The following is a 25,231-nucleotide window of genomic DNA, read 5'->3' as shown; positions in this document are numbered from 1 at the left end:
CGCGACCATCCCCGCATTCCGAGAACTTTAAATAACCAGTGGCGCGTTCGCGCTGTCTTTAAATTCCACGGTAGTGAACGTCAGATCCGTGTCACCAATATTCTCGAGATCATGCGTCATGAACTCTCCAAGTCCATAGTGATGATGCTGCGTGTCACCGGGCTTGTACGAGACTTCCGCGACGCGGCCGTCGCCGTAGTTCGAACGTGCCCTTCCCCCGGTGACAGCGGTCCAGAAATAGTCGAGCACGTGGGTGTGAAAGCCGATGCGCTCCGATGGCTTCAAGGTCAGTGACCAGACGCGAACCCTGTCAGTCTCCGAGACGAGCGCACTCCCTACCCTGCCGTTCCCGGCGTTGCGGGCAAACTCCTCGGCCAGTTCCTCGCTCAATCCTTCCGGGGCCTTCGGCCAGGTGTCGATTACGTGGATTCCCATGATTTCGTCCTTTCTCTTGGTCAGGCCGCGATGCCGGTCGACACGGCGGTCTCGCTCATGATCGCGTCGGGGTGGCGATGTCGCTCCGCCATTGCCCGCTCTTCATCGGTCAGGATCTGTGCCTGCATGTATGCTCCGAGGTGCCGCGCCTTGCGGATGACCGCCTGTCCGTAGGCCAGGCGCTGGCGCTCGAATTCCTCAAGTGCCGATGCGACGTCGGGCTCGGCCTCGACCGCCTCGGCAAGCGCGAACGCGTCCGCAGCCGCCTTCGTGACGCCCATCCCGACATGTGGCCTCGCGACGAAGGCGGCATCCCCGAGCAGGGCGATCCGCCCGCCGATTGACATTCGTGGCGTCTCGAGATCCTGGATTGCCTGGATGAACGGCTGTGCGGTCTTCGCGACGACCTCCGCGAACTGGGGCGACAGGAGGTCCTGGGCGGCACTGCGCATGTCGTCGATCACGGCCGGTCGGATCCTGTTCGGGGGGATGGATAGCGCATGGGTCACGCCGTCGACGTCGGTGAGCAGCTCCTTCAGCCCGCCCTCCTGAGCCGCAGGGCGGTACCAGACGAAATTGAAACGGCGGTGGCCGGGTTCGATGGACTCGTCCGCGCCGGCTACTGGGTATCCGAGCATCTGTTCTCCCGTCGGAAGCGAGAACGCAAAATGGTCGCACAGCGCGCTCCTGGTGTCGACCGACAGATCGGCCTCATCGACCAGACCGCGCCAGGCTACATAGCCGACATAGTTTGGCATCACGTCCGGCATGTACTGTGCACGCACAGCGGAGAAGATGCCGTCCGCCGCCACCAGGAGATCACCCCTAGCCTCGCTGCCATTGTCGAAACGAGCCACGACGCCGTCGGCTTCGACCTCGACGCTTTGCAGGTTGTAGCCGTGATGATAACAGCCCTCGGGCAGGCCTTCTTTCAGGATGGCATAGAGCCGTCCCCAGGAGGTCAGGATCTGCGGATGCGACTTCTCGCCAATGATTTCGCCGTTGCGGTCGAAGACACGGCGGCCCTCAACGCTCACTCCGACCTTGGCGTTCTCGCTGTCGATGCCGCATGCGTCGAGAATGTCGAACAGCTCGGGATGAGTGACGATGCCTGCGCCACGGCCAGCCAGTTCTGAGGATATCCTCTCGTAAACGTCGACCGTCCATCCCTTGCTGAGCAGCAGGCGGGCGGCGAAGAGTCCGCCCATCGAACCGCCGATGATCAATGCGTGGCCAGTCTCTTTCATTTCAGGTCCTCCATTCAGGATGAGGTCGGTGGCCGACGTGTCTCTGCGGCGGCCACGTTCGGTCGGCGAGTCAATGAACGCCAAGATGATTGTTCAGAAGCGAGCTGTCCTGGATGAGGTCCGCCGCCGTGCCGCGGGCGACGATCTCGCCCGTGCTGATGATGACCACGTCGTCGGCAAGCCGGAGGGCGAAATTAGTATGCTGCTCCACGAGTACGATCGACAGACCAAGCTCCCTGAGCTGACCGATGATACGCCCGACCTCGGCGACGATCTGAGGGGCAAGACCTTCGGTTGGTTCGTCCATCAGGAGGATCAGCGGATTGGTCATCAGCGCCCGCCCGATCGCAAGCATCTGCTGCTCGCCTCCGGACAGGCGTCCGGCGGGATGAGATCGGCGCTCCTCCAGCCTTGGAAAGACCTTGAAGATGTCCTCGACGTCCCACACCACGCGCCCGGACGGTGCCGGCCGCCTCGTCGCGACAACCAAGTTCTCCGTCACGCTCAGGCTTTTGAAGATGCGGCGCCCCTGGGGCACCAATGCGATGCCCGAGTGACAGATCGCTTCTGGAGTGGCGCCTTCGATGCTGCGGCCGAATACAGAGACGTGGCCGCTGCGAGGCTTCATCAGTCCCGCGATCGTGTTCATGCAGGTCGTCTTCCCCGCCCCGTTCCGGCCAAGCAGAGCAAGGACTCGTCCTTCCGTAACATTGAAGGAAACGTCCTGCAGGATGTGGCTGTCGCCGTAGAAGCTGTTGACGGCATTGAGGGTCAGCGCGTTGTTATTCGGCAAGATAGGCCTCCTTTGTCCGCGGGTCGGCGATCACCTCGTCCCGACTTCCGTCAACGAGGAGTTTGCCGTTCTGGAGAAGGGCGATGCGGTCGGCAAAGCCGAGCGCGACGTCCATGTCATGTTCGATCATGATGACGGTCAGCGATCGAGGGAGCGCGTTGAGCAGACCTTCGATGCCCTTTCGCTCCTCCTTGGAAAGACCTGCAAGCGGTTCGTCGAGCAGCAGCAGCCGTGGCTGCTGGGCCAGCGCCATCGCGATCTCGAGCCGCCGTCTTTCGCCATAGGAAGTCTCGCTGACGCACTTGTCGGCGATATGGTCGAGCATGACCGTCCGCAGGATCTCCATCGCCGAAGCGCGGAACTCCTCATCTGCATCGAGTGAACCGAAAGGCTTCCAGCGGCGGGAAGTGCGCCCAAGACTGGCAAGCACGACGTTGCGGATGACCGTCTCGCCCGAAAAGAGCGTCAGGATCTGGAAGGTCCTGCCGATCCCGCGCGCCGCGCGCCTGTTGGTCGGCAGGGCCGAAACATCCTCCCCTGCCAACGATATCGTTCCGAAACTCGGAGCCAGATCCCCCGCAATCAGGTTGAACAGCGTCGTCTTTCCTGCGCCGTTCGGCCCGAGGATGAGGCGCCTCTCGCCTTCCATGACCTTGAAGGAGACGTCGTTGATGACATGCAGGCCGCCGAAGCTCTTGCTGAGGTTGTTGAGTTCCAATGCCGACATCAGCGTGCCCTCGAAGTTGGCTGGAGGGAGGCGCTGGGCGCGGCCCCTTTTCGGAAGCTGCCGATCATCCCAGCCAGGATCCGCTTGCTTCCCGGAAGAAGCCCTTCGGGCATGGCGATGATGATGAAGAGGAATATGCATCCGAGCAGGGTCGGCCAGCGGTCAGTGTAGGCACTGGCGACGTTCTTCAGCAGGACGACGACGCCGGCTCCGAGCAGCGGTCCGAACAAGGTACCTATGCCTCCGGCGATGACCATGAGAACCGCTTCCGAGGACACGGTCAGTGACAGCGCGTGCGGGCTTATGAACTGGAAGATCTGGACGTAGAGAATGCCGGAGACCGTCGCCACGAAGCCGGAAACGAGGTACGCCACGTAACGAATGGCCCAGGTGTTGTAGCCGAGCGTGCTCATCCGCCGCGGCTGGTCGCGCACGCCCTTAATCGCAGCGCCGAGCGGTGAGCGGATGAACGCTGCGAGGAGAACCATGACGAGGGCCAGCACCGCCAGACAAACGTAGTACAGCGTGAGGGGATCGGCTGAGATCACGCTGGCGCGTCCCAGGCTGATGCCATTGTCGCCGTTCGTGAGGTCGGTGTAGCGAAAAGCCACGCCCCATACGATCTGCCCGAGTGCCAGCGTGATCATCAGGAAGCTGAGGCCACTGGTTCTGAGCGCGATCAGACCAAACACGGCGGCAGCCGCCGTGCCAATCACAAGGGCCGCGCCAACCGCGATCCATGGCGAGAAGCCGTAGGTGCCGGATGTCACCGCATAGGCGTAGGCGGCGATGCCGAGGAACCCGGCATGGCCGAGAGACACCATGCCGCCGTACCCGGCGAGAGTGTTCACGCTCACGGCGAACAGGCCGTAGACCAGGATCTGGGTCGCGATTCCGAGGTAGAAATTTCCCGGAAGAAGGAACGGCAGAATGCAGGCGATTGCCGTGACGAGGATGATTCCGACGGTCTTCATGCTGCTTGCCTCCCGAGCAGGCCTTCAGGACGGACCGCAAGCACGATGACCATCGGAAGGAAGAGGATGACGTAGGAGAGATCGGGCAGCAGAATTTGTCCGAACGTGTATATGATGCCGATCAGGACGCTGCCGATCAGGGCGCCCGCAAGGCTGCCGATCCCCCCGAGGATGACGACGAGAAGCGCCAGCGGCAGCATTTCCGTGTCAAGGCCGGGGTATACCGAAAGGACCGGAGCCGCGAGCGCTCCTCCGATGCCTGCAAGAGCCGAACCGAGGCAGAAAACGACCGTGAACAGGCGCGACACGGGGATGCCCGTCGCCCGGGCCATCTCCCTGTCGTCGACTGCCGCACGGATCTTGGCCCCAAGGGTCGTGCGCTCGACGACGAGCCATAGAGCAATGGCGACGAGAGCTGCTACCACGATCAGGAAGAGGCGGTAGAGCGGAAAGGCGAACATCCCCAGTCGTGCCGCTCCCTGCAGGAATGCCGGGGCCGCCAGCGGTATAGGATCTCCCGACCAGATCAGAAGGCATTGATCGGCGACGATGAACGAGAGGCCAAGAGTTCCGAGAACCTGCGCCAGCTCGCGGCCAGCAAGCCTCTGCACCAGAAGGTGCTGGACGAGCCCACCGAGGAGCGCGCAACCTGCTCCTGCGGCCACGATGGCGATCCAGAAGCCGGCGCCGATCGCGGAGGTGGCGAGATAGCCGCCCAGCATGAAGAACGCGCCATGCGTCAGGTTGGCGACCCTCATCAGGCCGAATATCAGCGAAAAGCCCGCCGCCAGCAGGAACAGCACCGCGGCGAAGGCGAGGCTGTTGAAAAGCCCGGTGATCCAAAACATTGAAATGCCTCCTCCATCTCGAATGAGTTCGTGGGGGTGGTCCGGCTCAGTTGAGCCGGACGTCTGCGGCGACCATGTCGTACCAGTCGAACGGACGGTCGCCGACGTTGAGCATGACGGCCTTCACATCGAAATACGCTTCGAAAGCCTCTTTGCCGAACTCCCGTCCGATCCCGGAAAGCTTGAACCCACCCCACGGCGAGGCGGCGTCGACGCGGTGGTGATCGTTGATCCAGATGATGCCCGCCTCGATGCTGTCAGCGACGCGATGGGCACGGGCTACGTCACGCGTGCGCACCGCCGCAGCCAAGCCATATGGGCTGTCGTTCGCGATCCTGACCGCGTCCTCTTCGGCGTCGAAAGGAATGACGACCGTGAAGGGACCGAATACCTCCTCCTGGGCGATCCGCATGCCCGCATCGACGTCCGCAAAGACGGTCGGCTCGACGAAGTACCCGCCGTTCGAGAGCTTCTCCGGGATGCGTCCGCCTGCGACCAGTCGTGCGCCTTCGCTCTTGCCGATCGCTACGTAGTCGAGCACGCGCTGGCGCTGCCGCTCGGAAATGACCGGCCCCATCTGGGTCTCGACGTCGAACGGGTCGCCGATCCGGATGGCGGCTGTCTTCTTCGCCAGCTTCTCGACGAATTCGTCGTAGACCGTACGCTGGACAATGTGACGCGCGGCGCAGACGCAGGTCTGCCCGGCACCGACGAAGGCACCGAAGGCAGCATAATTGACCGCCTGATCCACGTCGAAGTCGTCGAAGACAACGACCGGGGTCTTGCCCCCGAGTTCGAGCGTCTGACGAGCGAAGTTGGAGGCTGCGGCCGCGCCTGCCAGCCGTCCTGCTTCGGTGCCACCTGTCAGAACCAGTTTGCGGATGCCCGGATGACTTGAAAGCGCCCTCCCTGTAACGGCGCCGTTTCCGGTCACCACGTTGAAGACTCCGGGTGGCAGTCCAGCTTCGGAGAAGAGCTCCGCCAGCCGCAGTGTCGTCAAGGGCGTGTATTCCGACGGCTTGACCACGGTCGTGCAACCCGAGGCGAACGTCGGTGCGAGATTACGGCAGGCAATAAGAAGAGGGTGATTGAAAGGAGTCACGTTGGCGACGACGCCGACGGGCAGCCGCTTCGTGTAGGTGAGATACTCACCCTCCACCGGAATGACATCGTCACGCTTGGCGAGCGCGAGACCAGCATTGTAGCGGAAGAGGTCGGGAACGCGTGCAAGCTGGGCTCGGGTCTCGCGGATCGGCCGCCCGTTGTTCAAGGTCTCGAGTTCATACAGTTCCTCGAGATGGGCCTCCATGACATCCGCCAGCTTGTTCACAAACCGGGCGCGGGTCCGCACGGAAAGCCCGGCCCAGTCCGGAGAGCGGAAAGCCTGTGCCGCGCTCTGCACGGCGGCGTCCACATCCTCTGCCGAGCAGAGCAGGACAGATTCGACGACATCGCCCGTGCCGGGAGAGCGGATCTCCATGAGGTCACGAGGACCGGCGGCAACGGTTTTGCCGTCGATGAAGAGGCCACGAGGCGTAGCGGAGACGGTCCGACTGCTTGTGGTACGGATGGTGTTGTCAGACATTGAGAAGTCCTTTCACTGCGGCGGTGCCGACCAGGTCGATCGCGTTCCTGCCCGATATGAGTTCGAACTCTGCGGCCCCGATCCCGGCGGCCCTGAGGGTCTCGACGGGAGAGAGGTCCGCCATGTCGAAGGGGATGTCTGTTCCCAAAAGCACGTGATCGGCACCGACGAGCGATATGAGGAAGCGTAGCGCTTCAGGGTCGTGCGTGATGGTGTCGAAGTAGAAGCGCTTGAGGAGATCCTTCGGCGAGATCTTCGTGGTCTGCGCCTCTTTCCGGACATTCTGGCCATGGACCAGCCGACCGATCTGATAGGGGGCGAATCCGCCACCATGGGACAGGCAGATCCTGAGGTGCGGGATCTCCTCCATCACGCCCCCGAAGATGAGATGCGCGGCCATGACGGTCGTATCGAGCGGATTGCCGATTAGGTTCGTGAGGTAGTAGGGCTCAAGCCCTGGCTTCGCCCCGAAATAATAGGGATGCGTCAGGATGAACACGCCGAGATCGGCGGCCTTCTGCAGAACCGGGCGATATTCCGGAGCTGCTAGCTGGACCCCGTCGATGTGCGTCCCGATCATCACCGCCCGGATTCCGAGCGTGGACACGAGATATTCCAGCTCGGCGATCGACGCCTCGGGCGACTGCATCGGCAGCGTGCCCATTCCGATCAGACGGCTTGGGGCAGTGGCGACGAACGCCGCCACTTCGTTGTTCAAGTAGCGGACGAACTCGGCGTTCTTCTCGCCCGGCTCGCGATAGAAGAAGAGGGTCGGCGATGGCGAAATGATCGCTGCATCGAATCCTCGTTCGTCGAGCTTGCTGACCTTGACCTGAGGATCGGCGAATTCCGGAAACAGCGGATAGGCAAATCCCTCCCGGTGGACAAGGCGCGTGATGCCGTCGAATCTTTCTACGCGAACTCCGAATGCCTCGGGATCTGCTTCGAAGATGGACACGATGCCTTCCGGAATGATGTGATTATGCGCGTCGACAATCATGCGACGTTGTTCCTTCTCGATGATGTGGTCGGTAGTCAGATCTTTGTAGGATTGTTCCGCGAGTAAACCGGTTCCGCGAGAAACCGCTCGGGCTGGTAGGTCCAGAACTGGGAGACCTGGTCGTAGGTCTTGATCACCGTATTGACGAGGCGATTGTCCTTGCGCTCTACCTTCCGAATATAGATGTTCTCGATCGGGTTGCCGTACCGGTCGAACTTCCAGGGACCGCGGGGATCGTTGGCGACCTCGGCCTTCTTCAGCGCCGCGATAAGGCCCTGCTTGTTTTCCACCTTGCCGTCGATCGACTTGAGGGCGGCCTCGAGGGCGAGCCCCGCCGAGTAGGCTCCCACGGAATAGAATCCCGGATCGACACCCGTCACCTTTCGAAGCTGCTCGACGAAACTCTTGTTGTGTGGTGTGTCAATGCCAGCGGAGTACCAGCCGGCGGAGATGATCCCGAGCGCTTCGTCGCCCATCGTGTGGAGCACGCCTTCATCGACCGTGGTCATGGCTGAGATGACCGGGATCTGGCCCTTCAGTCCGTACTCGTTGTACTGACGGAGGAAGCGGAGACCATTTGCACCGGAGAACGCCGCGAAGACCGCGTCGACCCCGGAAATCTGCGAGATGTAGGACCCGTAGTCCGCGGCATTGAGAGGCGCCCAGAGCTTGTTCGTGATCGAGCCGCCGCTTGCCTCGAACACGCGCTGGAATCCGGCCGTCTGCTCCTGACCGAAGGCAAAATCGTCGGCGATCGTGATGATCTTCTTGTAGCCGAGTTCCTTGGCTGCATAGTCTGCGAGCGGATGGCAGGGTTGCGCGGATGTCGAAGACGTCCGCACAAACCATGGATTGAGCTTGCGCTGAGTAAGGTCTTCGGCTGCAGCCGACGAGCAGATGAATGGTATTTGCGCTTCGGCGAGGTAGTCGTTTATGGCGAGCGCCTCGAAGGCCGCGACCGGGCCAACGACCATGTGCACGTTCGAGCGCTGCACCAGTTCCTGGGCTCGGGTTTTGGCAAGCGCAGGCTGGCCACCGGTGTCGGCGACGATGAATTCCACGGCGCGGCCGGCAATCGTATTGTTGCGCTGCTTGAGAAAGAGCTGGAAGCCGTCCTCCATTTGCCGCCCACCTGTCGCAAGCGCTCCCGACTTCACGCTGAGCATGCCGATACGGATGGGCGTACTCTGTGCGAGGGCGGGGAATGCGAGCTGAGACCCAGCAAGAGCCGCTGTACCTGCCAAAACCTGACGTCGATTAAGCATTTGATCCTCCCAGATCCTCTATTTATCGATTGATAAACTGATCGATATTTTTCGTGTGGTCAAGTGTGCATCATTTGATTTTTTGCAGTAGATGCCGCAGGTTGAGTTTGCGCTTGGCGTATGCAGTTGATAAATTAATGGAAATGAGTAAGCGGGAGAGCACATGAAACCGCCAGAAGCCAGAAGGCGATTGTCACCGGATCTCCGCGAACAGGAGATCGTCCGAGAAGCCGTCAAGTTCTTTGCAGAGTTCGGTTTTGAAGGGCAGACCCGCGAACTCGCCAAGCGTCTTGGGATCACACAACCGCTGCTCTATCGCTACTTCCCCACAAAAGATGCTCTGGTCGAGCGCGTCTACCAGGAGGTTTTCTTGAGACGATGGAACCCGTTTTGGGAAGAGCTCCTCCAGGACCGCAGCAAGCCGCTTGGGGAGCGGCTTACTGCATTCTATCGGGATTACTCGCAGGTCATCCTCACATACGAATGGGTCCGGCTGTTCATGTTCTCGGGCTTGAAGGGTCTGGACTTCAACACCCGTTATTTGGACCTGCTGCGTCAACGAGTCTTCGATTTGATCATCAATGAGTTGAGGCTCGCGCATTCCCGGAAGCCCCCGGACGAGGCCCCGATCACTACGATGGAGATCGAGGCCGTCTGGGGCCTACACGCAGCGATTTTCTACCTGGGCGTGCGAAAATTCATTTACAACATGCCAGTCGAGAACATAAACTCCATTGTCGACCTGGAGCTGCGGATTTTCCTCGACGGTGTGCCAGGAACCCTTGCTGGGAGATAAGTTTACTTGAACCTGATCGTCGTAGCAGGGCAGCACTCGCCCTTCCCAGGATCGATCCCCGAACGGTTCCCTTTCGCAGAGCGTAGGCGGTCATGATGACACGTGGCACATCATTGGAGTTTGACCTACCTTTTGCTCGGAGCATTTCTGAACAACGGCCAACACGACGGGATAAGTTGATGGGACGATCGGCATGTGAGAACTGGGCTTGGACGCCGAAGGCTAGTCCCGTGCGGCGCAGGCATTCAAGGAAAAAAGGGACACCCTGAGGGGCGCTCCCTCGTACATCACGGTAAGTCTTCTACACCTACACGTCGCTTTCCTCATGACCGCCTCCTCGCCCCGTAAACGCAAAACCTAGGATTTCGATGCCGTCGATGCGAAAGGCCGTGTCCACAGCAATGTCGGATCATTCGCCGGTTCAGTTCATCAGTCCCGGCAGTATCTCCTCGATCATCTCCGAGGTCACGAGCTCACGCTCCCGCACCACAGATGCAAGTTTCTCCACCTTTTCCCGGTGACAGCGCACGATTTCCTTACGACCCGCCTGTGGAGTACCGGATCCGAACCGCGGAGCTTCTCGAGTTGCTTTTGGTCCGAGGCATTGCTGTACGAAAGCCCTTCGCCCATCCCAAGCGCCGCCAACATATATGTCGCCAGATCCGTTGCTCGCTGCAGATCAGAACCGATCACACCTCCCGACCCGTCATGGATGGTTCCCAGGATCACCTCCTCGGCCGCGCGTCCGCCCAAAAGCATCGAGATCTCATTGAGATATGATTCCCGGCTCCTCTGCAGGTGAACATTGCGAATCCATGAGACGAATGCCGTGTTTTCGCTCCTGTGACTGTGGAACCGCTGCACGGTCACGAGATCAGGCCTCCCAATCCCGAGCGACATTCCAACGACAGCATGTCCCGCTTCATGTACACAAGCCATCCACCGGATCTCACCCTCGATAAGCACCGGCCTCGGCAGGATCGCCTTTATGTCGTCAAGCGTGACAGTGCTACGTCGTTTTCTGGCATTCCGTCGGGCATCGCGCGCGAGCTCCCCTCCGCATTGCTGCCCTCGCCGAGGGTATGTGGACCGCCACCCGAAGCGGAGTGGGACGATCAGATATAATAAAACCTTTGCCTCTCATCATCGGATCCTCACCGCTCCCCACGCCGAACCATCATTTCGGGACCAATGAAATCCACATCCAGGTCAACCGAAAGGAAGCGATGGAGGATAAGCGAGGCCAGCCCGGCCATTGGAGGAGCTTCCCGGAACACCGTGAGTGCATCCGCGAGTCTTATCGCTCCGAATTCATCGAGCAGCGCGAGGATGCGGACCCGGTCTCCCAGGGGTGTCCGGTACGCGCCGTATCGTAGGAGATCTGACGCATTTCGCAGACGCGGTCCGGCTTCGATCGATCTCCGGGAGACAAATGAATGCTCCAGCCCGATGTCGGCAGCGGCCAACGAAAAGGATGGCCCCCTCTCTTCTCCATTGACGACATCAAGAAGCGTCATCCGGCCCGTGTCGTAGGTGACGAGAAAATCCGGCGTGTGCTTGGAACCGTTGATATCCAAGGTAAGCGGCATACACTGCCACGAGGCAACGCGAGGATCGACATCAAGAAGGCAGCCGAGATCCCGGGCCGACCGAGAACGGAAGCGAGGCGCGCCTTCGCAGTAGATTGTGGCTTTCGGCGGGAAGAAGGTTTCACTGGATGAGTGGTGAAGACCAGAGGTCGGAGAAAGGCTCTCAGAACGCATGACAAATACCCTGACGCAAGTGATCTCTGCCGCTCTTGCGGCCGTTCAATTCAGCGTCGTTGGTATTGTCGATGATCTAGCTTCACGGCGGAACAGATAGCGAACACACCATGAGACGTCAACCGGTATTATGATACCGGCCTCAAGAGAAATCACATCAGCGATCTGATGATCTTCCCTTCGATAAGAAGTCAGAAGGATTGTCGCCAGCGGGGGGCATGCGGGAGAACGATACCGTGAAGACACCGTCGTCATCGTCGATTAGTTGCGGACCTGCCGCCTTCACCGCCTGAAGCAATTCGCGAGTCCTGCCTTCCGCGTCTTCTCGGGTCCATCTGTTCGAACGCATCATCAGTCCTTCACCGCACCTCGCAGCCACAAAGGCTACTCGATTCCGAGTCCACCAAGCAATCCTTAATCCTTTGCTAACCATCTTCCGGAACGATCGCGTCGAATTGGTTGGGGACACCATCGTGCCGTGCGACTTCATGCTGTTAGACACGAGTGTTTTGAGCGAAGCCCGCCGCGCGGTGCCGGTACAGAAGGTCGTCAGTTTCCTGCGCTCCCTTCCTGACGAAGCGATCGCTGTCCCCCCTTCCGGCGATCTTCGAACTCGAGCGCGGCGCGAGGGAGTTGATGAGGCGTGATCGTACCGAGGGTTCGATCTACCTCTCCTGGCTCGAGAACCTTATCTGGACCCGAGTGTACATTCCTCCTGCCACCGTGGAGATCTGTCGCCTGACGGCACTGATGGCCACCCTTCCAGAGTTCCGCTCCTTTTGGCGGGACGAAGACGAAGAGCGGCTCCAATTCGGGATCGACCCGGCCATCGCCGCGACAAGCATCTACTACGGCATCCCCATCGCGACCCGCGACGTCAGGGACTAAATGCACATCGACGAGCACTTCCCGCTTCCTGGAGTTTATGAACCCTATCATGATCGATGGTTCGTATTACCGTCTCGCGATTGGAAACTGCTGCCCGGCGATCCTCAGGGGACGAACTGCCTCTTCGACCTTTCAATCTAGCATTCGGCCACAACATCGCGCTGCCTTACAAAAAAAATGCTTCTCCGGCATGGTCCACGAAGCTGCCCCGGAGGGGCACCGTGAGCGGTCCCTGAATGGGAAAACGCCGACAGCCAAACCCAAGGCTCCCGTCATTTTCAGGAAGCTCCGACGTGGCATCGCCGGGGCAATTGTTGAGCGCCCCCGTTCCAGCATGTGCTGCAGCGCGCGTGGTAATTCGCTATAATCTATGTTCGGCAACATGTGGCGTCTCCTTTAGACGAGAGTGCTGGCGGCGTCGGCTATGGCGGCGCGGATACGGACATAGGTTCCGCAGCGACAGATGTTGCCTTCCATTGCCGTGTCGATCTCTTCGGCAGTCGGCTGCTTGCCTTTCGGCAGCGATGTAAGGAACGCCGTGGTGCTCATGATCTGACCGCTCTGACAGTAACCGCACTGCGCTACGTCGTGCTTGACCCACGCCGCATGCACAGCGGCGCCAATGCGGTCGCTGCCATCGGTCGTCTTCTCGATCGTGGTGATTTTAGCACCCTCCGCGACCGACACCGGCGTGCTGCAGGAACGGACGGCCTCGCCGTCGAGATGCACCGTACATGCGCCACAGAGCGCCGCGCCGCAACCGAACTTGGTGCCGGTCATACCGAGTGTGTCACGCAGAACCCATAGGATCGGGGTTTCTGGATCGGCATCGATTTCGTGGTCTTTGCCGTTGATATTCAGTGTGATCATCGCTGGTCGGTTCTCCTATAATTCCTACGGATAAGCTTAGGGCGTGACGCACATCGGTTGCCATTGAACTTGTGGTCAGGAAGGACCGGCGGGCGACGTGGTCGCCACGCCGACGTTCGAGACGAGCACGACTCCGCTGACCAGAAGCCTGCTCTTCCCGGCGACCATAGCCGGTCCGGCGGCGCCAGATTGCATTGGGCGACTGCGTTCGGATGCGGGACGAAAACATGGCCAACACATCCCCCAGATCCGGGCCACTCCAAATCACCGGTTGGCTCAGATGCGTCTCAACCAACGCCATGCCTGGATCGGTGGCGCCTCCTATTGGGAGAGAGACTTCAGGTAAGCGATGATATTTTGCCGATCCTCGGGCTTGGGCACGCTCACGGTCATTGTGGTCTTCGGCACAACATCGCGGGGCGCGGCCAGAAACCGGTCCAACGTCGCCTCGTCCCATACCAGTCCAGACTCCTTCATGGCCGCCGAATAGCGGACGCCATCTACAGAACCGGCAGCGCGACCTATAATGCCCCTGAGCCCCGGTCCGGCCTTTTGCTGTTCCGTCGTCGAATGACAGGCGGAACAGCGCTGAAACGCTTTCTGCCCCAGGGCCGCATCTCCCTCGGCAAGGGCAGGAACCGTCATTGGAAGAAGAACTAGGAAAAAGGCCGCAACAGAAACCGTGATTTTTGTCATGGACGTTCTTTCCGAAATAAGCAGGCTTCCAAAGCCCTGAAAGACGATTGGGTTGCGCATCGGCACCGCTTCCGTCCCGGTAATTCATCGAAAATGCCTGCAGTCCCGCGACCAGCCTGATGTCGCTAACATTGACATTCATGCAAGGACGATACCTCGCCTGCTCACCTTGGATTAGGCGGCATTATTTGCATGGGCCTAGAAACAGGATTTCTGAATGCGCCGGCAAACGGCATCCGGGCTTCGAAAGAATGCTCCAAGGATGGAGTGAGGGCAGCAGTGCATGCCCGAGCAGCAGTCTCCAGCGATGCCGCGGCCGTGATGGTCTCCGCCTGCTTTGAGTGTTCGCCGACGGCCGAGGCCACGGTCCGCGGGCAAACGCCCGTGAACAGGAATGTCCACATTCAAGAAGGCTATTGACCTTCCCATGTGGGAAGCCTCACTCATTCCTTCGCCGAAACCCGCCACACAAAGGACTCGAACTTCGGCAATTGATTTCTCGTGGTTAAAGTGCGGCTAGACCGCATGTAGCCTTAGGTTCATGGAAGCGATGTATCGAATCATATGCAGCAAGCTGCTGGTTTTGATCAGGCTGGCGATCATCGCGTCGCTGGTCGGCTACACCATGCCGAACGTCTATGCGGCCATGCATGGAACAGCCTTCGCCGATATTGTCACGGCAACTTCGAACGGCCACGATTCCGACGGTCATGACCACGGAGCGACCGTGGAAAGGGCCGATGCTGGGCATCACACTTCCGATGCTGATGGCGGAACGGATCCGGGCAAGCAGATGAAGAAGAACTGCTGCCAGGACTTCTGTTTCAGCGTTGCGCTTCCGTCATCCTGCCAGGCCATCGGTCCCGTCGCGGTATCTTCGGCTTTGCGCGTCTTTGATGACGGCCGGGTTCACGGCACGCGTCCCAGCCTCCACAGGCCACCCAACATCTGAGTTGAGCACCCGCTCGGGCGGGTTTTGACGCGCATTCACGTCCGCAAGGGCGTGAGCGCGAATGCGATCTCATACTCGGAATTTCATCATGAGAAGAATGCTCCTGGTGGCCGCACTGCCGCTCCTCGCGAGCGGCTGCGCCTCAGCCCTGCCGGAAGTCGTAGACTCCGCCGACAATCCAGATTCCGCCTACGCAGCTCCGGTGCGCTACCAGAGCCCCATCGGAAGCTACACCCATCGCATCCCCGTGGACCCCAAACCGTGGCGCGGTCTCAACGACGCCCAAACTCCGAAGAGGGGGTGAGCGCGATGATCTTACGTTCTCTCAAGCTGCTCTCCTCCCTCATCCTTCCTCTTGTTGCGGCAGGATGCGTCACGACTGACTATTCCGCCACCGACGCAGGGTTCGCGAACGCTTCCCTGAAAGGCAACGAGGCTACCGGGAAACAGACGGTCTGGGTTCAGAACCAGAAGCAGGCCCAGACAACCAGGGAGCGGGTCAAGGCGCTGATGGCCAGGAAGACCATCGACGTGGAGACCGCCGTCCAGGTTGCGCTCCTGAACAACAAGGGCCTCCAGGCATCGTATGCGGATCTGGGCGACAGCGCCGCCGATGCATGGCAGACGCAGCTCTCGGTCTTCCCGACATTCTCGGTCGGCCTGACCGGCATCGGAACCCCCGGACTTGAAGCCTATCGCGTCCTTGAAGGCGCTATCGCCTCCAACATCCTGGCGCTGGCGACCTACGACAGGAATATCAAGCTCGCGGACAACCGTTTCCGGCAGGCCCAGCTCAAAGCGGCGATCGCCACCGTCTCTCTTGCGGCTGAAACCCGCCGGGCTTGGATCAGCGCCGTCGCGGCATGGGAGAACGTGGCCTATCTCAACCAGGCCAAGGTAGCTGCCGACGCGGCTTCCGAGCTCGCGAAGAAAATCGGCGAAGCTGGTTCAATGCCCAAGGCGGAACAGGCTCGGGAGCATGTCTTTTATGCCGAGCTGACGGGCGAGGCGGCGAAGGCCCGCCTGGAAGCAAAGCTTGCCAAGGAAGAGCTCATCCGACTGATGGGGCTTTCCGGCTCGGACATCGAGTTCCAGATACCGAACCGTCTCCCGAACCTGCCGAAGGCGTTGATCAAGCGTGACGACATCGAGGCGGAGGCCATCCACAAGAGGATGGACCTGCAAGTCTCACGGCTCGAGCTGCAGGCGACAGCCCAGTCCTACAAGCTTGAAGATGTCACGCGCATCGTCACCGACATCGAACTTGTCGGCACGTGGGAGAAGGAGCGGGAGCGCGAGGACGGCAAGATCCTGTCCGACATCTCGAAGACTGCCTCCCTGGAGTTCACGATCCCGATCTTCGATTCCGGTCAGGCCCGACTGCGCAAGGGGGAACTGGCCTACATGCGGGCCGCCAACCAGTTGGCCGAGCTTGCCGTCAATGTCCGGTCCGAAGCCCGCTCCGCATACCTGGCATACAAGTCGAACTACGACATCGCGAGGCATTACCGGAACAACGTCCTTCCGTTGCGCAACGCGATCGAGCAGCAGTCGATGCTCAACTACAACGGCATGATCACCAGCACCTTCGAACTGATCGCCGATACCCGCGAGAAGATCGATTCCACCATCCTCGCCGTCAAAGCCAAGCGCGACTTCTGGCTCGCCGAGGCAAACCTCGCTCCTGTCATCTACGGCGGAGCCACGGGTTCGGCTGCGGCAGAGACAGAAGTCGCATCGGCCGAAGAGGCCGAGGCTGGCGGACACTGAGAAAGGAAAACGAGAATGTTCAGTAGAAGACAATTGCTGGGAGCAGGTGCCGCCGGTGCCGCCCTCGTCTCCTCCCAGTCGTGGAGCCAGACCTCCAACATGGGCCTGCCGGAGGCTGCCGTCATGGACTCGGCAGCAACCCAGGCACCCGTGAAGCCCTCGGTCGGCCCGGACTACAATCCCGTCGTGACGCTCAACGGCTGGACCCTGCCGTTCCGGATGAACAACGGCGTCAAGGAGTTCCACCTCGTCGCCGAACCTGTCGAGCGCGAGATGGCGGAAGGCATGACCGCCTATCTCTGGGGCTACAACGGCCAGTCGCCGGGCCCGACGATCGAGGCCGTGGAGGGTGACCGCGTCCGCATCTTCGTGACAAACCAGCTGCCCGAGCACACCACCGTCCACTGGCACGGCATGATCCTGCCATCCGGCATGGATGGCGTGGGCGGCCTGTCGCAGCCACACATCCCTGTCGGCAAGACCTTCGTCTACGAGTTCGATCTCGTGAAGTCCGGGACCTTCATGTACCATCCGCATTCGGACGAGATGGTCCAGATGGCGATGGGCATGATGGGTTTCTTCGTCGTCCATCCCAAGGATCCGACATTCATGCCGGTGGACCGCGATTTCGTCTTCCTGCTCAGCGGCTATGACATCGATCCCGGCACCTACGTGCCGCGGGTGATGGAGATGACCGACTTCAATCTCTGGACCTGGAACAGCCGCGTCTTTCCGGGCATCGATCCGCTGGTGGTCTCCAAGAACGACAGGGTCCGCGTCCGCGTCGGCAACCTGACGATGACCAACCACCCGATCCACATGCATGGCTACGACTTCGAGGTGACCTGCACCGACGGTGGCTGGGTGCGACCTGAAGCCCGCTGGCCGGAGGTCAGCATCGACATCCCGGTCGGGGCGATGAGGGCGTACGAGTTCGATGCCAAGCACGTCGGCGACTGGGCGATCCATTGCCACAAGTCGCACCACACGATGAACGCGATGGGCCACGAAATCCCGACCTTCATCGGTGTCGACAAGAAGGAGGTCGCCAAGAAGATCAGGCAGTTCCGTCCAGAATACATGCCGATGGGCACCGCAGGCATGGCGGATATGGGCGAGATGTCGATGGAAATCCCGGAAAACACCGTTCCCATGATGACTGGCTGGGGTCCGCACGGCCCCATCGAGATGGGCGGCATGTTCTCCGTGGTGAAAGTCCGCGAGGGCATCTCGGCGGGCGATTACACCTATCCGGGCTGGTACGAGAACCCGCCCGGCACCCAGGCCTGGGAGTGGACGGGAAGTCTTCCCGACGCGACCAAGGCCAAAGACGCAAAGACCCAGTCACCTCCGAAACATTCGGATCACGGCTGACCAAATGCTCCCAAAACAACTGAAGGACTTGAACGTGAAAAGAGCAATCATTGGCCTCCTCCTGGCCTCCCTCGCCACCCCGGTTCTCGCTTCGGGTAACCACGCTGGCGATCACGGCGAAGCCATGGCTGTTGGTGAACCTGGTGACAAGTCGAAGGTCACTCAGACGATCCGTGTCAGCATGAAGGAAACGCCGGATGGCAAGATGGTCTTCACGCCGAACAACTTCAAAGTCCGGAAAGGCCAGACCATTCGCTTCACCGTCAAGAACGAGGGCGAACTCGACCATGAATTTGTTCTCGACCAGGAAGACAAGGTGATGGAGCACAAGGCCGTCATGGAGAAGTTCCCGGAGATGGAACACGACGACCCGAACGCCATCCGCCTCAAGCCGGGCAAGTCCGGCGAGATCGTCTGGAAATTTACGAATGACGGAACCTTCAAGATCGCCTGCCTCGTTCCCGGCCACTACGACGCCGGTATGCACGGCGACGTCGCCGTAGCCAAGTAAGAGAGAGAGAGAGAGAGAGAAGGAGCTTCAAATGAGCACTATGACCAGGATCGCCCTCGCCACAGCACTCATACTCACATCCGCCACTGGTGCGTTCGCCCAGGAATTCACCAAGGGCACCGTCAAGAAGCTGGATACGAAGACCAAGAAGGTCACGCTCATCCACGAAGAGCTGAAGGGCCTCGAAATGCCCGCAATGACCATGGTCTTTGAGGTCAAGGACGATGCACTGCTGGCGAAGCTGAAAGAAGGTACCAAGGTCCAGTTCGTGGCTGAGCGCGTCAATGGCAAGCTGACCGTTACCCAGCTAAAGTAAGCTTGAGCGGCCGCGCTTTCCAAGAAGGGCGCGGCCTCCCACGACTACAGCCGAACGGCACAAACCCTCATCGACGTCTGGATTGGCCTGTGCTGCGATGTCAGCACCAGCCGCCCTTGCCCGCGCCCGGGCGCTTGGCCAGGCCCTCGTTGACAAGGACGTCGGCAAGCGAACGGCCGTTGCGCGTCACTTCGCGTAGCTTGTGGCCTTCGACCTCGTCCTCGTTGCCCTGCCAGGTGACCAGTTCGAACGGCCCCGAATCGAGGAAGGCGCGCACCCGCAGCTCGGCATCGCTCGCCTTGATCCGCTCCGCCTCGCAGCGCGGCTTCTTGATGTCGGGCACCTCGATGCCGACCAGCCGGATCTTCTGGCCATGGAATACGAAACGGTCGGCGGCCACGACGCAGTCGTCCTGCTTGGCCGAGCCGCACAGATAGAATTTCGCCTCATAGGCGCCGGCAAGGTTCTCGTTGCTCTTCGGCGGTTCGGCGGGTTTCTGGATCTCCTCGAGTATCGGTTTGCCGATCGGCGCCGGCGGGATGATCGCGGCGGTGTGGCTCTGGTCCGGAGCGACCGCGGGTTTCGGCGGCACTGGCCGATGAGACGGGCCTGAACTTGCCTGGACGGATTTTGCCGGCACCGGCTTTGCCGCGACCTGGACCGTTTTGCCCGAAGTCAGGCCGGCGACGAAACGCCTCGCCTCCGCGGAATTTTCATGAAGCGCGATGCCGCCAGCCACCACGGCCAGCGCTCCGAGCCAGGGCCAGAGCGTCGAGCCGGAGCCCGACGACCGCTTGGGCGCGCTTCTGCGCCGAGAACCGGATTTGCCGCGCGTTTGAGCCATGACGATCTCTCCTGTCGAATCGGAAAGAAGTATCGGAGGGAAGGATTGCCGAAAGGTTTCGCGAAGAGCGGTTCAGTAGTGGAAACGGCATTGGAGGATGATCAACCTCGGCTGATCATCGCTGTTCTCCACGCGGTAGACGAGCCGGTGTTCCTGGGTTATCCGGCGGGACCAATGCCCTTTGAGCTGATTGCGCAAGGGCTCGGGCTTGCCTATACCCTCGAACGGATGACGTAAGGCGTCCTTGATCAACTCGTTGATCCGGACGACGATTTTGGGATCGGTCTCCTGCCAGAAAATATACTCGCGCCAGCCATCCGGCTCCCAGACGAGCAGGTAGGCTTTCCCTGGAGGCATCAATCCGCCTTCTTATTCGGGACGTAGTCCTCAGGCTCGATAAGGTCATGCACGATTAGGTTGGAGCCGTCGTTGACATTGGCGATCGCCTCCATCAGCCGCGTCGCATTGGCGGGCGTCGACATCAGGTGCAACGTCTCCAGCATGCCTTCATACTCGTCCTTGTCGATCAGGATGGCCGAAGGCTTGTCCCGGCGCATGATCTCGATTGGCGCGCGGTCGTTCGAGACCTCGTCAAGAAGGCTGGCAAGCTCCTGCCGGGCTTGGGAAAACATGACGGTGCGCATGGTTGCCTCCAAAATTACTTGTACGATAAATAGTACATGTCGCAGCCGAAATCAATCTACTCTACCCAGCCCTGCCCGTGGCGAGCGCCACCGCCCAGTCGGCGCGGCCGTTTTCGGCGGCGAGGCGCGACATCGCCAGATGGTCGTAAGCCACGTTGCGGAACTGCGGTGTCCAGCCCGCGGACGTCTTTTCCAGGATCGCGTAGGACGCCATTGCGTGGCCGGTCTCCACTTTGTGGAAGTAAGGCGTGTCGTCGTCATAGGCCGGGCAGCCGACGCTGCCGGGATTGATGATCAGCCGGCCGTCGGACAATTGCACCGCCCGTGGAATATGGCTGTGGCCGCACAGGATCAGCGGCTGCTCGATGCCTTGCGCCAGCGCCTCGATCTCTTCCAGAGCTTTTAGAAAGACATGGCCTTCGCTGGACACCTGCTCTAGCCAATAGACGTTGTCCGATTGCGGCGTCGCATGGCAGAGATAGACCTCGTCCCGATAGACGGCGCTGAACGGCAGTTTGCGCAGCCACTGCAGGTGACGCGGCGCGAGCTCGGAAAAGGCATGCACTTCCCAGGACGGCATGGCGTCCGCCGGGTTCTCGATCAGATAGCGGTCGTGATTGCCGCGCACCGTCAGCGTCGCCATCGTATCGAGAAGGAGCAGCAGGTCGGCGGTTCGCCCGGCTTCAAGCGGGCCGCTGAGGCAATCGCCGAGATTGACGATGTCGGTGATGCCCTGCGCATGGATATCGGCGAGCACGGCTTCGAGCGCCGCGCAGTTGCCATGGATGTCGGCGATCGCGGCAAAGCGCATCAGCTCCCCCGATAGGTGGAATAACCGTAGGGCGAGAGCAGCAGCGGCACGTGGTAATGCGCCGTCGTGTCGGAAATGCCGAAGCGGATCGGGATCACGTCGAGAAAGGCCGGTTCGTCGAGCGCGACGCCGCGGGCGCGAAGATAGGCGCCGGCGTGAAAGACCAGTTCGTATTCGCCGGCAAGAAAGGTCTCACCGATCAGGATCGGCCCGCCATCGACGCGGCCGTCGCTGTTGGTGACGACAGTCTTGAGTTTTTCGCGTGTCTCGCCGTTCAGCCGGTAGAGATCGATCGACAGCCCCTCGGCCGGTTTGCCGCTCGCAGTGTCGAGAACATGGGTGGTGAGGCCGGTCATAGGCTCGGCTCCGCGACGAGATACGGGGTTTCGAAGAAGGCCTCCTCGTAGTTCGCAGAGGTATTGTCTCTGTCCACCACCAGGAAATCGCTGACGACACCGATCGCCATCAGCGGATGGTGCCAGGCCTTGGGGAAATAATTGACGCCCTGGTGCGGCTGCACGAGGAAAACCTGCGGCTTGCCCGGTTGGCCCTCTTCGTCATGGGAAACCGCGATCAGGAACGGCTGGCCCGAGATCGGCGAAAAGCTCTGGCTGGCGAAGGGATGCCGCTCCATCATGGTGATCGCGTAAGGGAACTGCCGCGGCTTGCTGCGGAAGATGCTGAAGATCAGCCGCTCGGGCTCGCCGATCACCACGGGCTCAGCGAGCGCATGATAGCGCTCGGTCGTTCCGCCGTTGATCAGCCGCATGGTCGCCGGATCGGCCTCGATGACATCGCCGAAGGGAGCGAAGGCTTGTTTGGTGAGGGGCAGGATTTCAAGATATTCGGTCAAATTTATACGCCTTCAATCATTCGCCCTGGGCACGCCAGTTGCGCAGGGAGTCGAGCTGAGAAACCAGCAGCGGCAGGGGGGGTTTCACCGTATCCAGAACGATGGGAAGCTCCAGCTCGTAATAGTCATGGACGACGAAATTGCGCATGCCCTTCATTTTCGACCAGGGAATTTCCGGGTGATCGACGGGAAAGTCTGGATGATGGGTCATGATCCTGGCGGCACTCTCGCCGATCAGGATCAACGCCATGCCGACCGCCATCTGCGTGCGAATGTCGCCGAGAAACGTTTCCTGCTCCATCCCAGCGACGAACTCGCAGGCCTGAAGTGCTGCGGAGTGCATATGGTCGAGATATTCCCTCAGCCGATCCGCACTCATATGGGAGAAGCTTCCGACAGGATCCGGTCGCGCATCGAATGGCGGATACCCCCGGACGTGACGAGATCGACCTTGATCTTCAGCAGCGTTTCGAGCGTGTCCTGCAGCCCGCCTAGATCGAACAGGGTGGTGCCGGGAAGCGCATCGACAAGGATGTCGATATCGCTGTCCGGTCCGTCCTCGCCGCGGGCCACGGAGCCGAAGACGCGCGGGTTCGTCGCGTTGAAGCGTTTTGTCGCTTCGCGGATCGCTTCCCGGTTCTTTTCCAGCACTTCCGACGGTCTCATGACGGCGTCACTCCTGATATCGCCAATATAAGCGACGGAGAGGATTGAGGAAAGCAGCGTCCAAGACCTCAATGTCCCGGCAGCAGCGATTGCAGGCGCAGGAGGGCGATCTTTTCCACCTGGGCGGTGGCGGTGTCGAACTCCTCGTCTGCAGAATTGTCGATCCGCTTCTCGAAGGCCGCGAGAATGTCGTCCTTGGTCAGGCCCTTGACCGCGATGATGAACGGGAAACCGAATTTTTCCGTATAGGCGGTGTTGAGTTCGGTGAAGCGGGCATGCTCGGCGGCGCTCAGCCGATCGAGCCCGGCGCCGGCCTGTTCCTTTTTGCTGTCCTCGGTGAGTCCGCCGGCAATGGCGAGCTTTCCGGCAAGATCCGGATGGGCGCGCAGCACGCCGAGGCGTTCCTCGCGGCTTGCCCGACGGAAGATCGAGGTGAGCGCATCATGCACGCTCTTGGACGTCAGCGGCACCAGCATCAGCCCGGAATCATAGGCCCGCTCGGCGATGAAGGGCGAGTGCTCGAACACGCCGCCGAACATCGCGATGAAATCCCCGCGGGCGGTCATAACGAGCCCGCCGGCTTATGGTGCTCGTGCCAGTGTCTGGCGATCTCGATGCGCTGCGGGATCCAGACCTTGTCGTGGCTGAGCACGTATTCGATGAAGCGCTTGAGGGCGGCGGCACGGCCGGGGCGGCCGACGAGGCGGCAGTGGAGCCCGACCGACATCATCTTTGGGGCGCCTTCCTTGCCTTCCTGGTAAAGCACGTCGAAGGCATCCTTCAGATAGGTGAAGAACTGGTCGCCGGCATTAAAACCCTGCGGCGTCGCAAACCGCATGTCGTTGGTCTCCAGCGTATAGGGGATGATCAGGAAGGGTTTCTGATCGAGGCCCTTGACCCAATAGGGCAGATCGTCCGCGTAACTGTCGGAGGAATAGAGGAAACCGCCCTCCTCCATGACCAGTTTCAGCGTGTTGTCGGAAGGTTTTCCCTGGTACATGCCATAAGGCCGCTCGCCGACGAGTTCGGTGTGCAGGCGAACGGCTTCGAGAATGTGTTCGCGCTCCTTCGCCTCCGGGAAATCCTTGTACTCCAGCCAGCGATAACCGTGGCTGGCGATTTCCCAGCCGGCTTCCTTCATGGCCGCGACGGCTTCCGGGTTGCGGGCCATGGCAAGCGTCACGCCATAGACGGTGGTCTGCACCTTGAGATCGGTGAACATCCGAAACAGCCGCCAGAAGCCGGCGCGCGAACCGTATTCGTAGATCGACTCCATGTTGAGGTTGCGCTGGCCAGGCCAGGGCGCGGCACCGACGATTTCCGACAACAGGTTTTCCGAGGCCGGATCACCGTCCATGATCGAGCTCTCGCCGCCCTCCTCGTAATTGATCACGAACTGGACGGCGACATGCGCGCCGCCCGGCCATTTCGGATCGGGAGTGGAGCGGCCGTAGCCGACGAGTTCGCGCGGATAGTCTTTTGCCTGCATGGGTCACCTTCGACGAATTCTGCGCGGACGGTAGCGCACCCGTTCCGGCCATGTCGAGATGGAAACGTCGTCTCAGAGCCCAAGCGCCCGAAGGATGGCGACGCAGGCGACGCCAAGTGCCACGGAAACAAGCATCGGTAGGCGAAGTGCCGCAAAAGCAGTCACGGCACAGGCCAAGGTTTCGGCAATCCCGGTGGCAAAGGCGGTCGGCGCGACGACGGCCATCAGCACGGCGGGCGGGATCGATTCGATCGCCTTGCGGCGGCTGCCTTCGAGCGAGACATGGCGGATGAGGACGAGGCCGCTCAGGCGGGTGAGCACGGTGGCGGCCGCCATCGCGAGGATCGCGACGAGCGTGGCGAGATCGACGGTCACGGCGTCACCTCGGCATCTTGAGATTTGCCGGTCAGCATCGCGGCGGCAAGGCCGGCGCCGGCGCCGGCGGCGATATACCAGACACCTGGCACGAAATGCTGGGTGGCGACGGCGGCGGCACCACTCGCCAGCAGCACGGCCCCGGTTTCCGGCCCCTTCCAGAAACCCATGACCAGCACGATGAAGACGGCCGGGAAGGTGAAGTCGAGCCCGAGCACCACCGGGTCGCCGAGAAAGGCGCCAAGGGCCGCTCCGGCAAGTCCCGAAAACACCCAGGCGAGGTAGAAGGGCGCGACCAGGCCGGCGAACCAGGCGGGGGTGAGCCGCGCCACCTTGGCCCGGAACTCCGCCATCGCCCAGATCTCGTCGGCGAGGAACAGCATCGACAGGTAACGCGTCGGCGGCGTGAAACCGCTCATCTTCGTGCCGAGCGAGGCGCTCATCAGCACGTGGCGGATGTTGACCAGCAGGGCTGCGAAACCGACGCCGGTCCAGGAAGCCGGATGGCTCCAGATATCCATCGCCACGAATTGCGAACCTCCGGCAAAGACCAGCGCGCTCATCAGGCCCGTTTCCACCGGCGACAGTCCCTTGGTGGCCGCAACCGCGCCAAAAACGAGGCCGATCGGGATGACGGCGGCGATCAGCGGCGAGATCGCCCGCATGCCGCCGAGGAAGTCCTGCAGTTTTGTAGTGTTGCTCATCCAATAACCTTGATCTGATGTCGGCGTACGTCGCC

At 60.9% G+C, this 25,231-nt stretch carries 33 protein-coding genes; 8 read left to right on the top strand and 25 right to left on the bottom strand.

Translation table 11 applies throughout. The features are described 5' to 3' along the window. Positions 1–27: 27 nt before the first annotated feature. From PMI07_RS23025 to PMI07_RS22985, 9 genes are all read right to left on the bottom strand, one after another. On the bottom strand, positions 28–435 hold the full coding sequence (locus tag PMI07_RS23025; protein WP_007753627.1) for a hypothetical protein: 408 nt from the start codon (positions 433–435) through the stop codon (positions 28–30). Positions 436–455: 20 nt separating this feature from the next. Beyond that, positions 456–1,682: an FAD binding domain-containing protein gene (locus PMI07_RS23020; RefSeq protein WP_007753630.1), complete on the bottom strand. Its 1,227-nt coding sequence runs from the start codon at positions 1,680–1,682 to the stop codon at positions 456–458. Between the two features lie 70 nt (positions 1,683–1,752). Then, the gene (locus PMI07_RS23015) at positions 1,753–2,475 is read right to left on the bottom strand and encodes an ABC transporter ATP-binding protein (protein ID WP_007753633.1); all 723 of its coding nucleotides are present in this window, start codon (positions 2,473–2,475) and stop codon (positions 1,753–1,755) included. Next, complete coding sequence (locus tag PMI07_RS23010) at positions 2,465–3,202, bottom strand: ABC transporter ATP-binding protein (protein WP_024164063.1); 738 nt, start codon at positions 3,200–3,202, stop codon at positions 2,465–2,467. Before PMI07_RS23010 ends, PMI07_RS23015 begins: the two co-directional genes overlap by 11 nt. After that, the gene (locus tag PMI07_RS23005; RefSeq protein WP_007755905.1) at positions 3,202–4,176 is read right to left on the bottom strand and encodes a branched-chain amino acid ABC transporter permease; all 975 of its coding nucleotides are present in this window, start codon (positions 4,174–4,176) and stop codon (positions 3,202–3,204) included. Before PMI07_RS23005 ends, PMI07_RS23010 begins: the two co-directional genes overlap by 1 nt. Beyond that, positions 4,173–5,024 (bottom strand): branched-chain amino acid ABC transporter permease, encoded by an 852-nt coding sequence (locus PMI07_RS23000; RefSeq protein WP_007755907.1) that lies wholly within the window; start codon positions 5,022–5,024, stop codon positions 4,173–4,175. Before PMI07_RS23000 ends, PMI07_RS23005 begins: the two co-directional genes overlap by 4 nt. A 46-nt stretch (positions 5,025–5,070) precedes the next feature. Then, positions 5,071–6,609, bottom strand: coding sequence for an aldehyde dehydrogenase (locus PMI07_RS22995; protein WP_007755909.1), 1,539 nt, complete (start codon positions 6,607–6,609; stop codon positions 5,071–5,073). Further along, positions 6,602–7,609 carry an amidohydrolase family protein gene (locus PMI07_RS22990; RefSeq protein ID WP_007755911.1) on the bottom strand — a complete coding sequence of 336 codons (1,008 nt, stop codon included), beginning with the start codon at positions 7,607–7,609 and terminating at the stop codon, positions 6,602–6,604. The genes PMI07_RS22995 and PMI07_RS22990 overlap by 8 nt, the downstream gene beginning before the upstream one ends. Before the next feature lie 35 nt (positions 7,610–7,644). Continuing rightward, positions 7,645–8,874 (bottom strand): ABC transporter substrate-binding protein, encoded by a 1,230-nt coding sequence (locus PMI07_RS22985; protein ID WP_007755913.1) that lies wholly within the window; start codon positions 8,872–8,874, stop codon positions 7,645–7,647. A 163-nt stretch (positions 8,875–9,037) separates the two neighbouring features. Between PMI07_RS22985 and PMI07_RS22980 the strand changes: the two genes are divergently transcribed. Continuing rightward, the gene (locus PMI07_RS22980; protein ID WP_007755916.1) at positions 9,038–9,670 is read left to right on the top strand and encodes a TetR/AcrR family transcriptional regulator; all 633 of its coding nucleotides are present in this window, start codon (positions 9,038–9,040) and stop codon (positions 9,668–9,670) included. 1,154 nt (positions 9,671–10,824) lie between these two features. Here the strand turns inward: PMI07_RS22980 and PMI07_RS22970 are convergent. Further along, positions 10,825–11,433, bottom strand: coding sequence for a hypothetical protein (locus PMI07_RS22970; protein WP_007755927.1), 609 nt, complete (start codon positions 11,431–11,433; stop codon positions 10,825–10,827). Positions 11,434–12,069: 636 nt separating this feature from the next. Here PMI07_RS22970 and PMI07_RS22965 point away from each other — a divergent pair. Continuing rightward, positions 12,070–12,321: a hypothetical protein gene (locus PMI07_RS22965; RefSeq protein ID WP_007755930.1), complete on the top strand. Its 252-nt coding sequence runs from the start codon at positions 12,070–12,072 to the stop codon at positions 12,319–12,321. A 132-nt stretch (positions 12,322–12,453) separates the two neighbouring features. On the opposite strand, the gene PMI07_RS35805 is transcribed toward PMI07_RS22965, so the two are convergent. From PMI07_RS35805 to PMI07_RS22955, 3 genes are all read right to left on the bottom strand, one after another. Next, the gene (locus PMI07_RS35805; protein WP_280949780.1) at positions 12,454–12,621 is read right to left on the bottom strand and encodes a twin-arginine translocation signal domain-containing protein; all 168 of its coding nucleotides are present in this window, start codon (positions 12,619–12,621) and stop codon (positions 12,454–12,456) included. 96 nt (positions 12,622–12,717) lie between these two features. Continuing rightward, the gene (locus PMI07_RS22960; protein ID WP_007755938.1) at positions 12,718–13,191 is read right to left on the bottom strand and encodes a (2Fe-2S)-binding protein; all 474 of its coding nucleotides are present in this window, start codon (positions 13,189–13,191) and stop codon (positions 12,718–12,720) included. A gap of 321 nt (positions 13,192–13,512) precedes the next feature. Continuing rightward, positions 13,513–13,887 carry a cytochrome c family protein gene (locus tag PMI07_RS22955; protein ID WP_037088072.1) on the bottom strand — a complete coding sequence of 125 codons (375 nt, stop codon included), beginning with the start codon at positions 13,885–13,887 and terminating at the stop codon, positions 13,513–13,515. A gap of 541 nt (positions 13,888–14,428) precedes the next feature. On the opposite strand from PMI07_RS22955, the gene PMI07_RS22950 reads away from it, so the two are divergent. The 6 genes from PMI07_RS22950 (at position 14,429) to PMI07_RS22925 (ending at position 18,810) form a co-directional block, all read left to right on the top strand. Next, positions 14,429–14,839 (top strand): hypothetical protein, encoded by a 411-nt coding sequence (locus PMI07_RS22950; RefSeq protein ID WP_037087990.1) that lies wholly within the window; start codon positions 14,429–14,431, stop codon positions 14,837–14,839. A gap of 88 nt (positions 14,840–14,927) precedes the next feature. Next, the gene (locus tag PMI07_RS22945) at positions 14,928–15,143 is read left to right on the top strand and encodes a hypothetical protein (RefSeq protein WP_007755953.1); all 216 of its coding nucleotides are present in this window, start codon (positions 14,928–14,930) and stop codon (positions 15,141–15,143) included. A 5-nt stretch (positions 15,144–15,148) separates the two neighbouring features. Then, positions 15,149–16,609: a TolC family protein gene (locus tag PMI07_RS22940; protein WP_007755955.1), complete on the top strand. Its 1,461-nt coding sequence runs from the start codon at positions 15,149–15,151 to the stop codon at positions 16,607–16,609. Positions 16,610–16,624: 15 nt separating this feature from the next. Further along, positions 16,625–17,983 (top strand): copper oxidase, encoded by a 1,359-nt coding sequence (locus tag PMI07_RS22935; protein WP_007755960.1) that lies wholly within the window; start codon positions 16,625–16,627, stop codon positions 17,981–17,983. 34 nt (positions 17,984–18,017) lie between these two features. Continuing rightward, positions 18,018–18,494, top strand: coding sequence for a plastocyanin/azurin family copper-binding protein (locus PMI07_RS22930; RefSeq protein WP_037088069.1), 477 nt, complete (start codon positions 18,018–18,020; stop codon positions 18,492–18,494). A 31-nt stretch (positions 18,495–18,525) separates the two neighbouring features. Beyond that, positions 18,526–18,810, top strand: a complete 285-nt coding sequence (locus PMI07_RS22925; protein WP_007755963.1) for a copper-binding protein — start codon at positions 18,526–18,528, stop codon at positions 18,808–18,810. Positions 18,811–18,910: 100 nt separating this feature from the next. Here PMI07_RS22925 and PMI07_RS33760 read toward each other — a convergent pair whose 3' ends face one another. The 12 genes from PMI07_RS33760 to PMI07_RS22865 all read right to left on the bottom strand — a co-directional run bounded on the left by PMI07_RS33760 (position 18,911) and on the right by PMI07_RS22865 (position 25,196). Then, on the bottom strand, positions 18,911–19,654 hold the full coding sequence (locus tag PMI07_RS33760; protein WP_007755965.1) for a hypothetical protein: 744 nt from the start codon (positions 19,652–19,654) through the stop codon (positions 18,911–18,913). 72 nt (positions 19,655–19,726) lie between these two features. After that, a complete protein-coding gene (locus tag PMI07_RS22915) occupies positions 19,727–20,011 on the bottom strand; it encodes a Txe/YoeB family addiction module toxin (RefSeq protein WP_007755967.1) in 285 nt (94 codons plus the stop codon). After that, positions 20,011–20,298 carry a type II toxin-antitoxin system prevent-host-death family antitoxin gene (locus tag PMI07_RS22910; RefSeq protein ID WP_007755970.1) on the bottom strand — a complete coding sequence of 96 codons (288 nt, stop codon included), beginning with the start codon at positions 20,296–20,298 and terminating at the stop codon, positions 20,011–20,013. Before PMI07_RS22910 ends, PMI07_RS22915 begins: the two co-directional genes overlap by 1 nt. Positions 20,299–20,359: 61 nt before the next feature. Further along, entirely contained in the window at positions 20,360–21,109 is a 750-nt protein-coding gene (locus PMI07_RS22905) for a metallophosphoesterase family protein (protein WP_007755972.1), read from the bottom strand. Next, complete coding sequence (uraH, locus tag PMI07_RS22900) at positions 21,109–21,465, bottom strand: hydroxyisourate hydrolase (protein WP_007755981.1); 357 nt, start codon at positions 21,463–21,465, stop codon at positions 21,109–21,111. Before uraH ends, PMI07_RS22905 begins: the two co-directional genes overlap by 1 nt. Continuing rightward, positions 21,462–21,962, bottom strand: a complete 501-nt coding sequence (locus PMI07_RS22895) for an ureidoglycolate lyase (RefSeq protein WP_007755984.1) — start codon at positions 21,960–21,962, stop codon at positions 21,462–21,464. Before PMI07_RS22895 ends, uraH begins: the two co-directional genes overlap by 4 nt. A gap of 16 nt (positions 21,963–21,978) precedes the next feature. Next, positions 21,979–22,341 (bottom strand): DUF86 domain-containing protein, encoded by a 363-nt coding sequence (locus PMI07_RS22890; protein WP_024164062.1) that lies wholly within the window; start codon positions 22,339–22,341, stop codon positions 21,979–21,981. Further along, positions 22,338–22,628, bottom strand: coding sequence for a nucleotidyltransferase family protein (locus PMI07_RS22885; protein WP_007755989.1), 291 nt, complete (start codon positions 22,626–22,628; stop codon positions 22,338–22,340). The genes PMI07_RS22890 and PMI07_RS22885 overlap by 4 nt, the downstream gene beginning before the upstream one ends. Before the next feature lie 68 nt (positions 22,629–22,696). Next, positions 22,697–23,194 carry a 2-oxo-4-hydroxy-4-carboxy-5-ureidoimidazoline decarboxylase gene (uraD, locus tag PMI07_RS22880; RefSeq protein ID WP_007756005.1) on the bottom strand — a complete coding sequence of 166 codons (498 nt, stop codon included), beginning with the start codon at positions 23,192–23,194 and terminating at the stop codon, positions 22,697–22,699. Beyond that, positions 23,191–24,117: an allantoinase PuuE gene (gene puuE, locus PMI07_RS22875; protein ID WP_007756008.1), complete on the bottom strand. Its 927-nt coding sequence runs from the start codon at positions 24,115–24,117 to the stop codon at positions 23,191–23,193. The genes uraD and puuE overlap by 4 nt, the downstream gene beginning before the upstream one ends. Positions 24,118–24,189: 72 nt before the next feature. Further along, positions 24,190–24,492, bottom strand: a complete 303-nt coding sequence (locus PMI07_RS22870) for an AzlD domain-containing protein (RefSeq protein ID WP_007756011.1) — start codon at positions 24,490–24,492, stop codon at positions 24,190–24,192. Continuing rightward, positions 24,489–25,196 (bottom strand): AzlC family ABC transporter permease, encoded by a 708-nt coding sequence (locus PMI07_RS22865; RefSeq protein WP_007756014.1) that lies wholly within the window; start codon positions 25,194–25,196, stop codon positions 24,489–24,491. Before PMI07_RS22865 ends, PMI07_RS22870 begins: the two co-directional genes overlap by 4 nt. Positions 25,197–25,231: the final 35 nt, after the last annotated feature.

Source organism: Rhizobium sp. CF080, assembly GCF_000282095.2.
In the GTDB taxonomy this organism is placed as follows: Bacteria; Pseudomonadota; Alphaproteobacteria; order Rhizobiales; family Rhizobiaceae; genus Neorhizobium.
This window is presented reverse-complemented; position numbering and strand designations above follow the sequence as displayed.

Excerpts from the sequence above, each read along its gene's own strand:
- PMI07_RS23000 (WP_007755907.1), bottom strand. The coding sequence starts at position 5,024 with ATGTTTTGGATCACCGGGCTTTTCAACAGCCTCGCCTTCGCCGCGGTG.
- PMI07_RS22955 (WP_037088072.1), bottom strand. The coding sequence starts at position 13,887 with ATGACAAAAATCACGGTTTCTGTTGCGGCCTTTTTCCTAGTTCTTCTT.
- PMI07_RS22910 (WP_007755970.1), bottom strand. The coding sequence starts at position 20,298 with ATGCGCACCGTCATGTTTTCCCAAGCCCGGCAGGAGCTTGCCAGCCTT.
- PMI07_RS22970 (WP_007755927.1), bottom strand. The coding sequence starts at position 11,433 with ATGCGTTCTGAGAGCCTTTCTCCGACCTCTGGTCTTCACCACTCATCC.
- PMI07_RS22885 (WP_007755989.1), bottom strand. The coding sequence starts at position 22,628 with ATGAGACCGTCGGAAGTGCTGGAAAAGAACCGGGAAGCGATCCGCGAA.
- puuE (WP_007756008.1), bottom strand. The coding sequence starts at position 24,117 with ATGCAGGCAAAAGACTATCCGCGCGAACTCGTCGGCTACGGCCGCTCC.
- PMI07_RS22995 (WP_007755909.1), bottom strand. The coding sequence starts at position 6,609 with ATGTCTGACAACACCATCCGTACCACAAGCAGTCGGACCGTCTCCGCT.
- PMI07_RS22940 (WP_007755955.1), top strand. The coding sequence starts at position 15,149 with ATGATCTTACGTTCTCTCAAGCTGCTCTCCTCCCTCATCCTTCCTCTT.
- PMI07_RS22965 (WP_007755930.1), top strand. The coding sequence starts at position 12,070 with ATGAGGCGTGATCGTACCGAGGGTTCGATCTACCTCTCCTGGCTCGAG.
- PMI07_RS22980 (WP_007755916.1), top strand. The coding sequence starts at position 9,038 with ATGAAACCGCCAGAAGCCAGAAGGCGATTGTCACCGGATCTCCGCGAA.
- PMI07_RS22960 (WP_007755938.1), bottom strand. The coding sequence starts at position 13,191 with ATGATCACACTGAATATCAACGGCAAAGACCACGAAATCGATGCCGAT.
- PMI07_RS22990 (WP_007755911.1), bottom strand. The coding sequence starts at position 7,609 with ATGATTGTCGACGCGCATAATCACATCATTCCGGAAGGCATCGTGTCC.
- PMI07_RS23025 (WP_007753627.1), bottom strand. The coding sequence starts at position 435 with ATGGGAATCCACGTAATCGACACCTGGCCGAAGGCCCCGGAAGGATTG.
- PMI07_RS22945 (WP_007755953.1), top strand. The coding sequence starts at position 14,928 with ATGAGAAGAATGCTCCTGGTGGCCGCACTGCCGCTCCTCGCGAGCGGC.
- PMI07_RS23020 (WP_007753630.1), bottom strand. The coding sequence starts at position 1,682 with ATGAAAGAGACTGGCCACGCATTGATCATCGGCGGTTCGATGGGCGGA.
- PMI07_RS22925 (WP_007755963.1), top strand. The coding sequence starts at position 18,526 with ATGAGCACTATGACCAGGATCGCCCTCGCCACAGCACTCATACTCACA.
- uraH (WP_007755981.1), bottom strand. The coding sequence starts at position 21,465 with ATGACCGGCCTCACCACCCATGTTCTCGACACTGCGAGCGGCAAACCG.
- PMI07_RS22935 (WP_007755960.1), top strand. The coding sequence starts at position 16,625 with ATGTTCAGTAGAAGACAATTGCTGGGAGCAGGTGCCGCCGGTGCCGCC.
- PMI07_RS22890 (WP_024164062.1), bottom strand. The coding sequence starts at position 22,341 with ATGAGTGCGGATCGGCTGAGGGAATATCTCGACCATATGCACTCCGCA.
- PMI07_RS22985 (WP_007755913.1), bottom strand. The coding sequence starts at position 8,874 with ATGCTTAATCGACGTCAGGTTTTGGCAGGTACAGCGGCTCTTGCTGGG.
- PMI07_RS22915 (WP_007755967.1), bottom strand. The coding sequence starts at position 20,011 with ATGCCTCCAGGGAAAGCCTACCTGCTCGTCTGGGAGCCGGATGGCTGG.
- PMI07_RS33760 (WP_007755965.1), bottom strand. The coding sequence starts at position 19,654 with ATGGCTCAAACGCGCGGCAAATCCGGTTCTCGGCGCAGAAGCGCGCCC.
- PMI07_RS22865 (WP_007756014.1), bottom strand. The coding sequence starts at position 25,196 with ATGAGCAACACTACAAAACTGCAGGACTTCCTCGGCGGCATGCGGGCG.
- PMI07_RS23005 (WP_007755905.1), bottom strand. The coding sequence starts at position 4,176 with ATGAAGACCGTCGGAATCATCCTCGTCACGGCAATCGCCTGCATTCTG.
- PMI07_RS22905 (WP_007755972.1), bottom strand. The coding sequence starts at position 21,109 with ATGCGCTTTGCCGCGATCGCCGACATCCATGGCAACTGCGCGGCGCTC.
- uraD (WP_007756005.1), bottom strand. The coding sequence starts at position 23,194 with ATGACCGCCCGCGGGGATTTCATCGCGATGTTCGGCGGCGTGTTCGAG.
- PMI07_RS35805 (WP_280949780.1), bottom strand. The coding sequence starts at position 12,621 with ATGCCACGTCGGAGCTTCCTGAAAATGACGGGAGCCTTGGGTTTGGCT.
- PMI07_RS23010 (WP_024164063.1), bottom strand. The coding sequence starts at position 3,202 with ATGTCGGCATTGGAACTCAACAACCTCAGCAAGAGCTTCGGCGGCCTG.
- PMI07_RS22950 (WP_037087990.1), top strand. The coding sequence starts at position 14,429 with ATGGAAGCGATGTATCGAATCATATGCAGCAAGCTGCTGGTTTTGATC.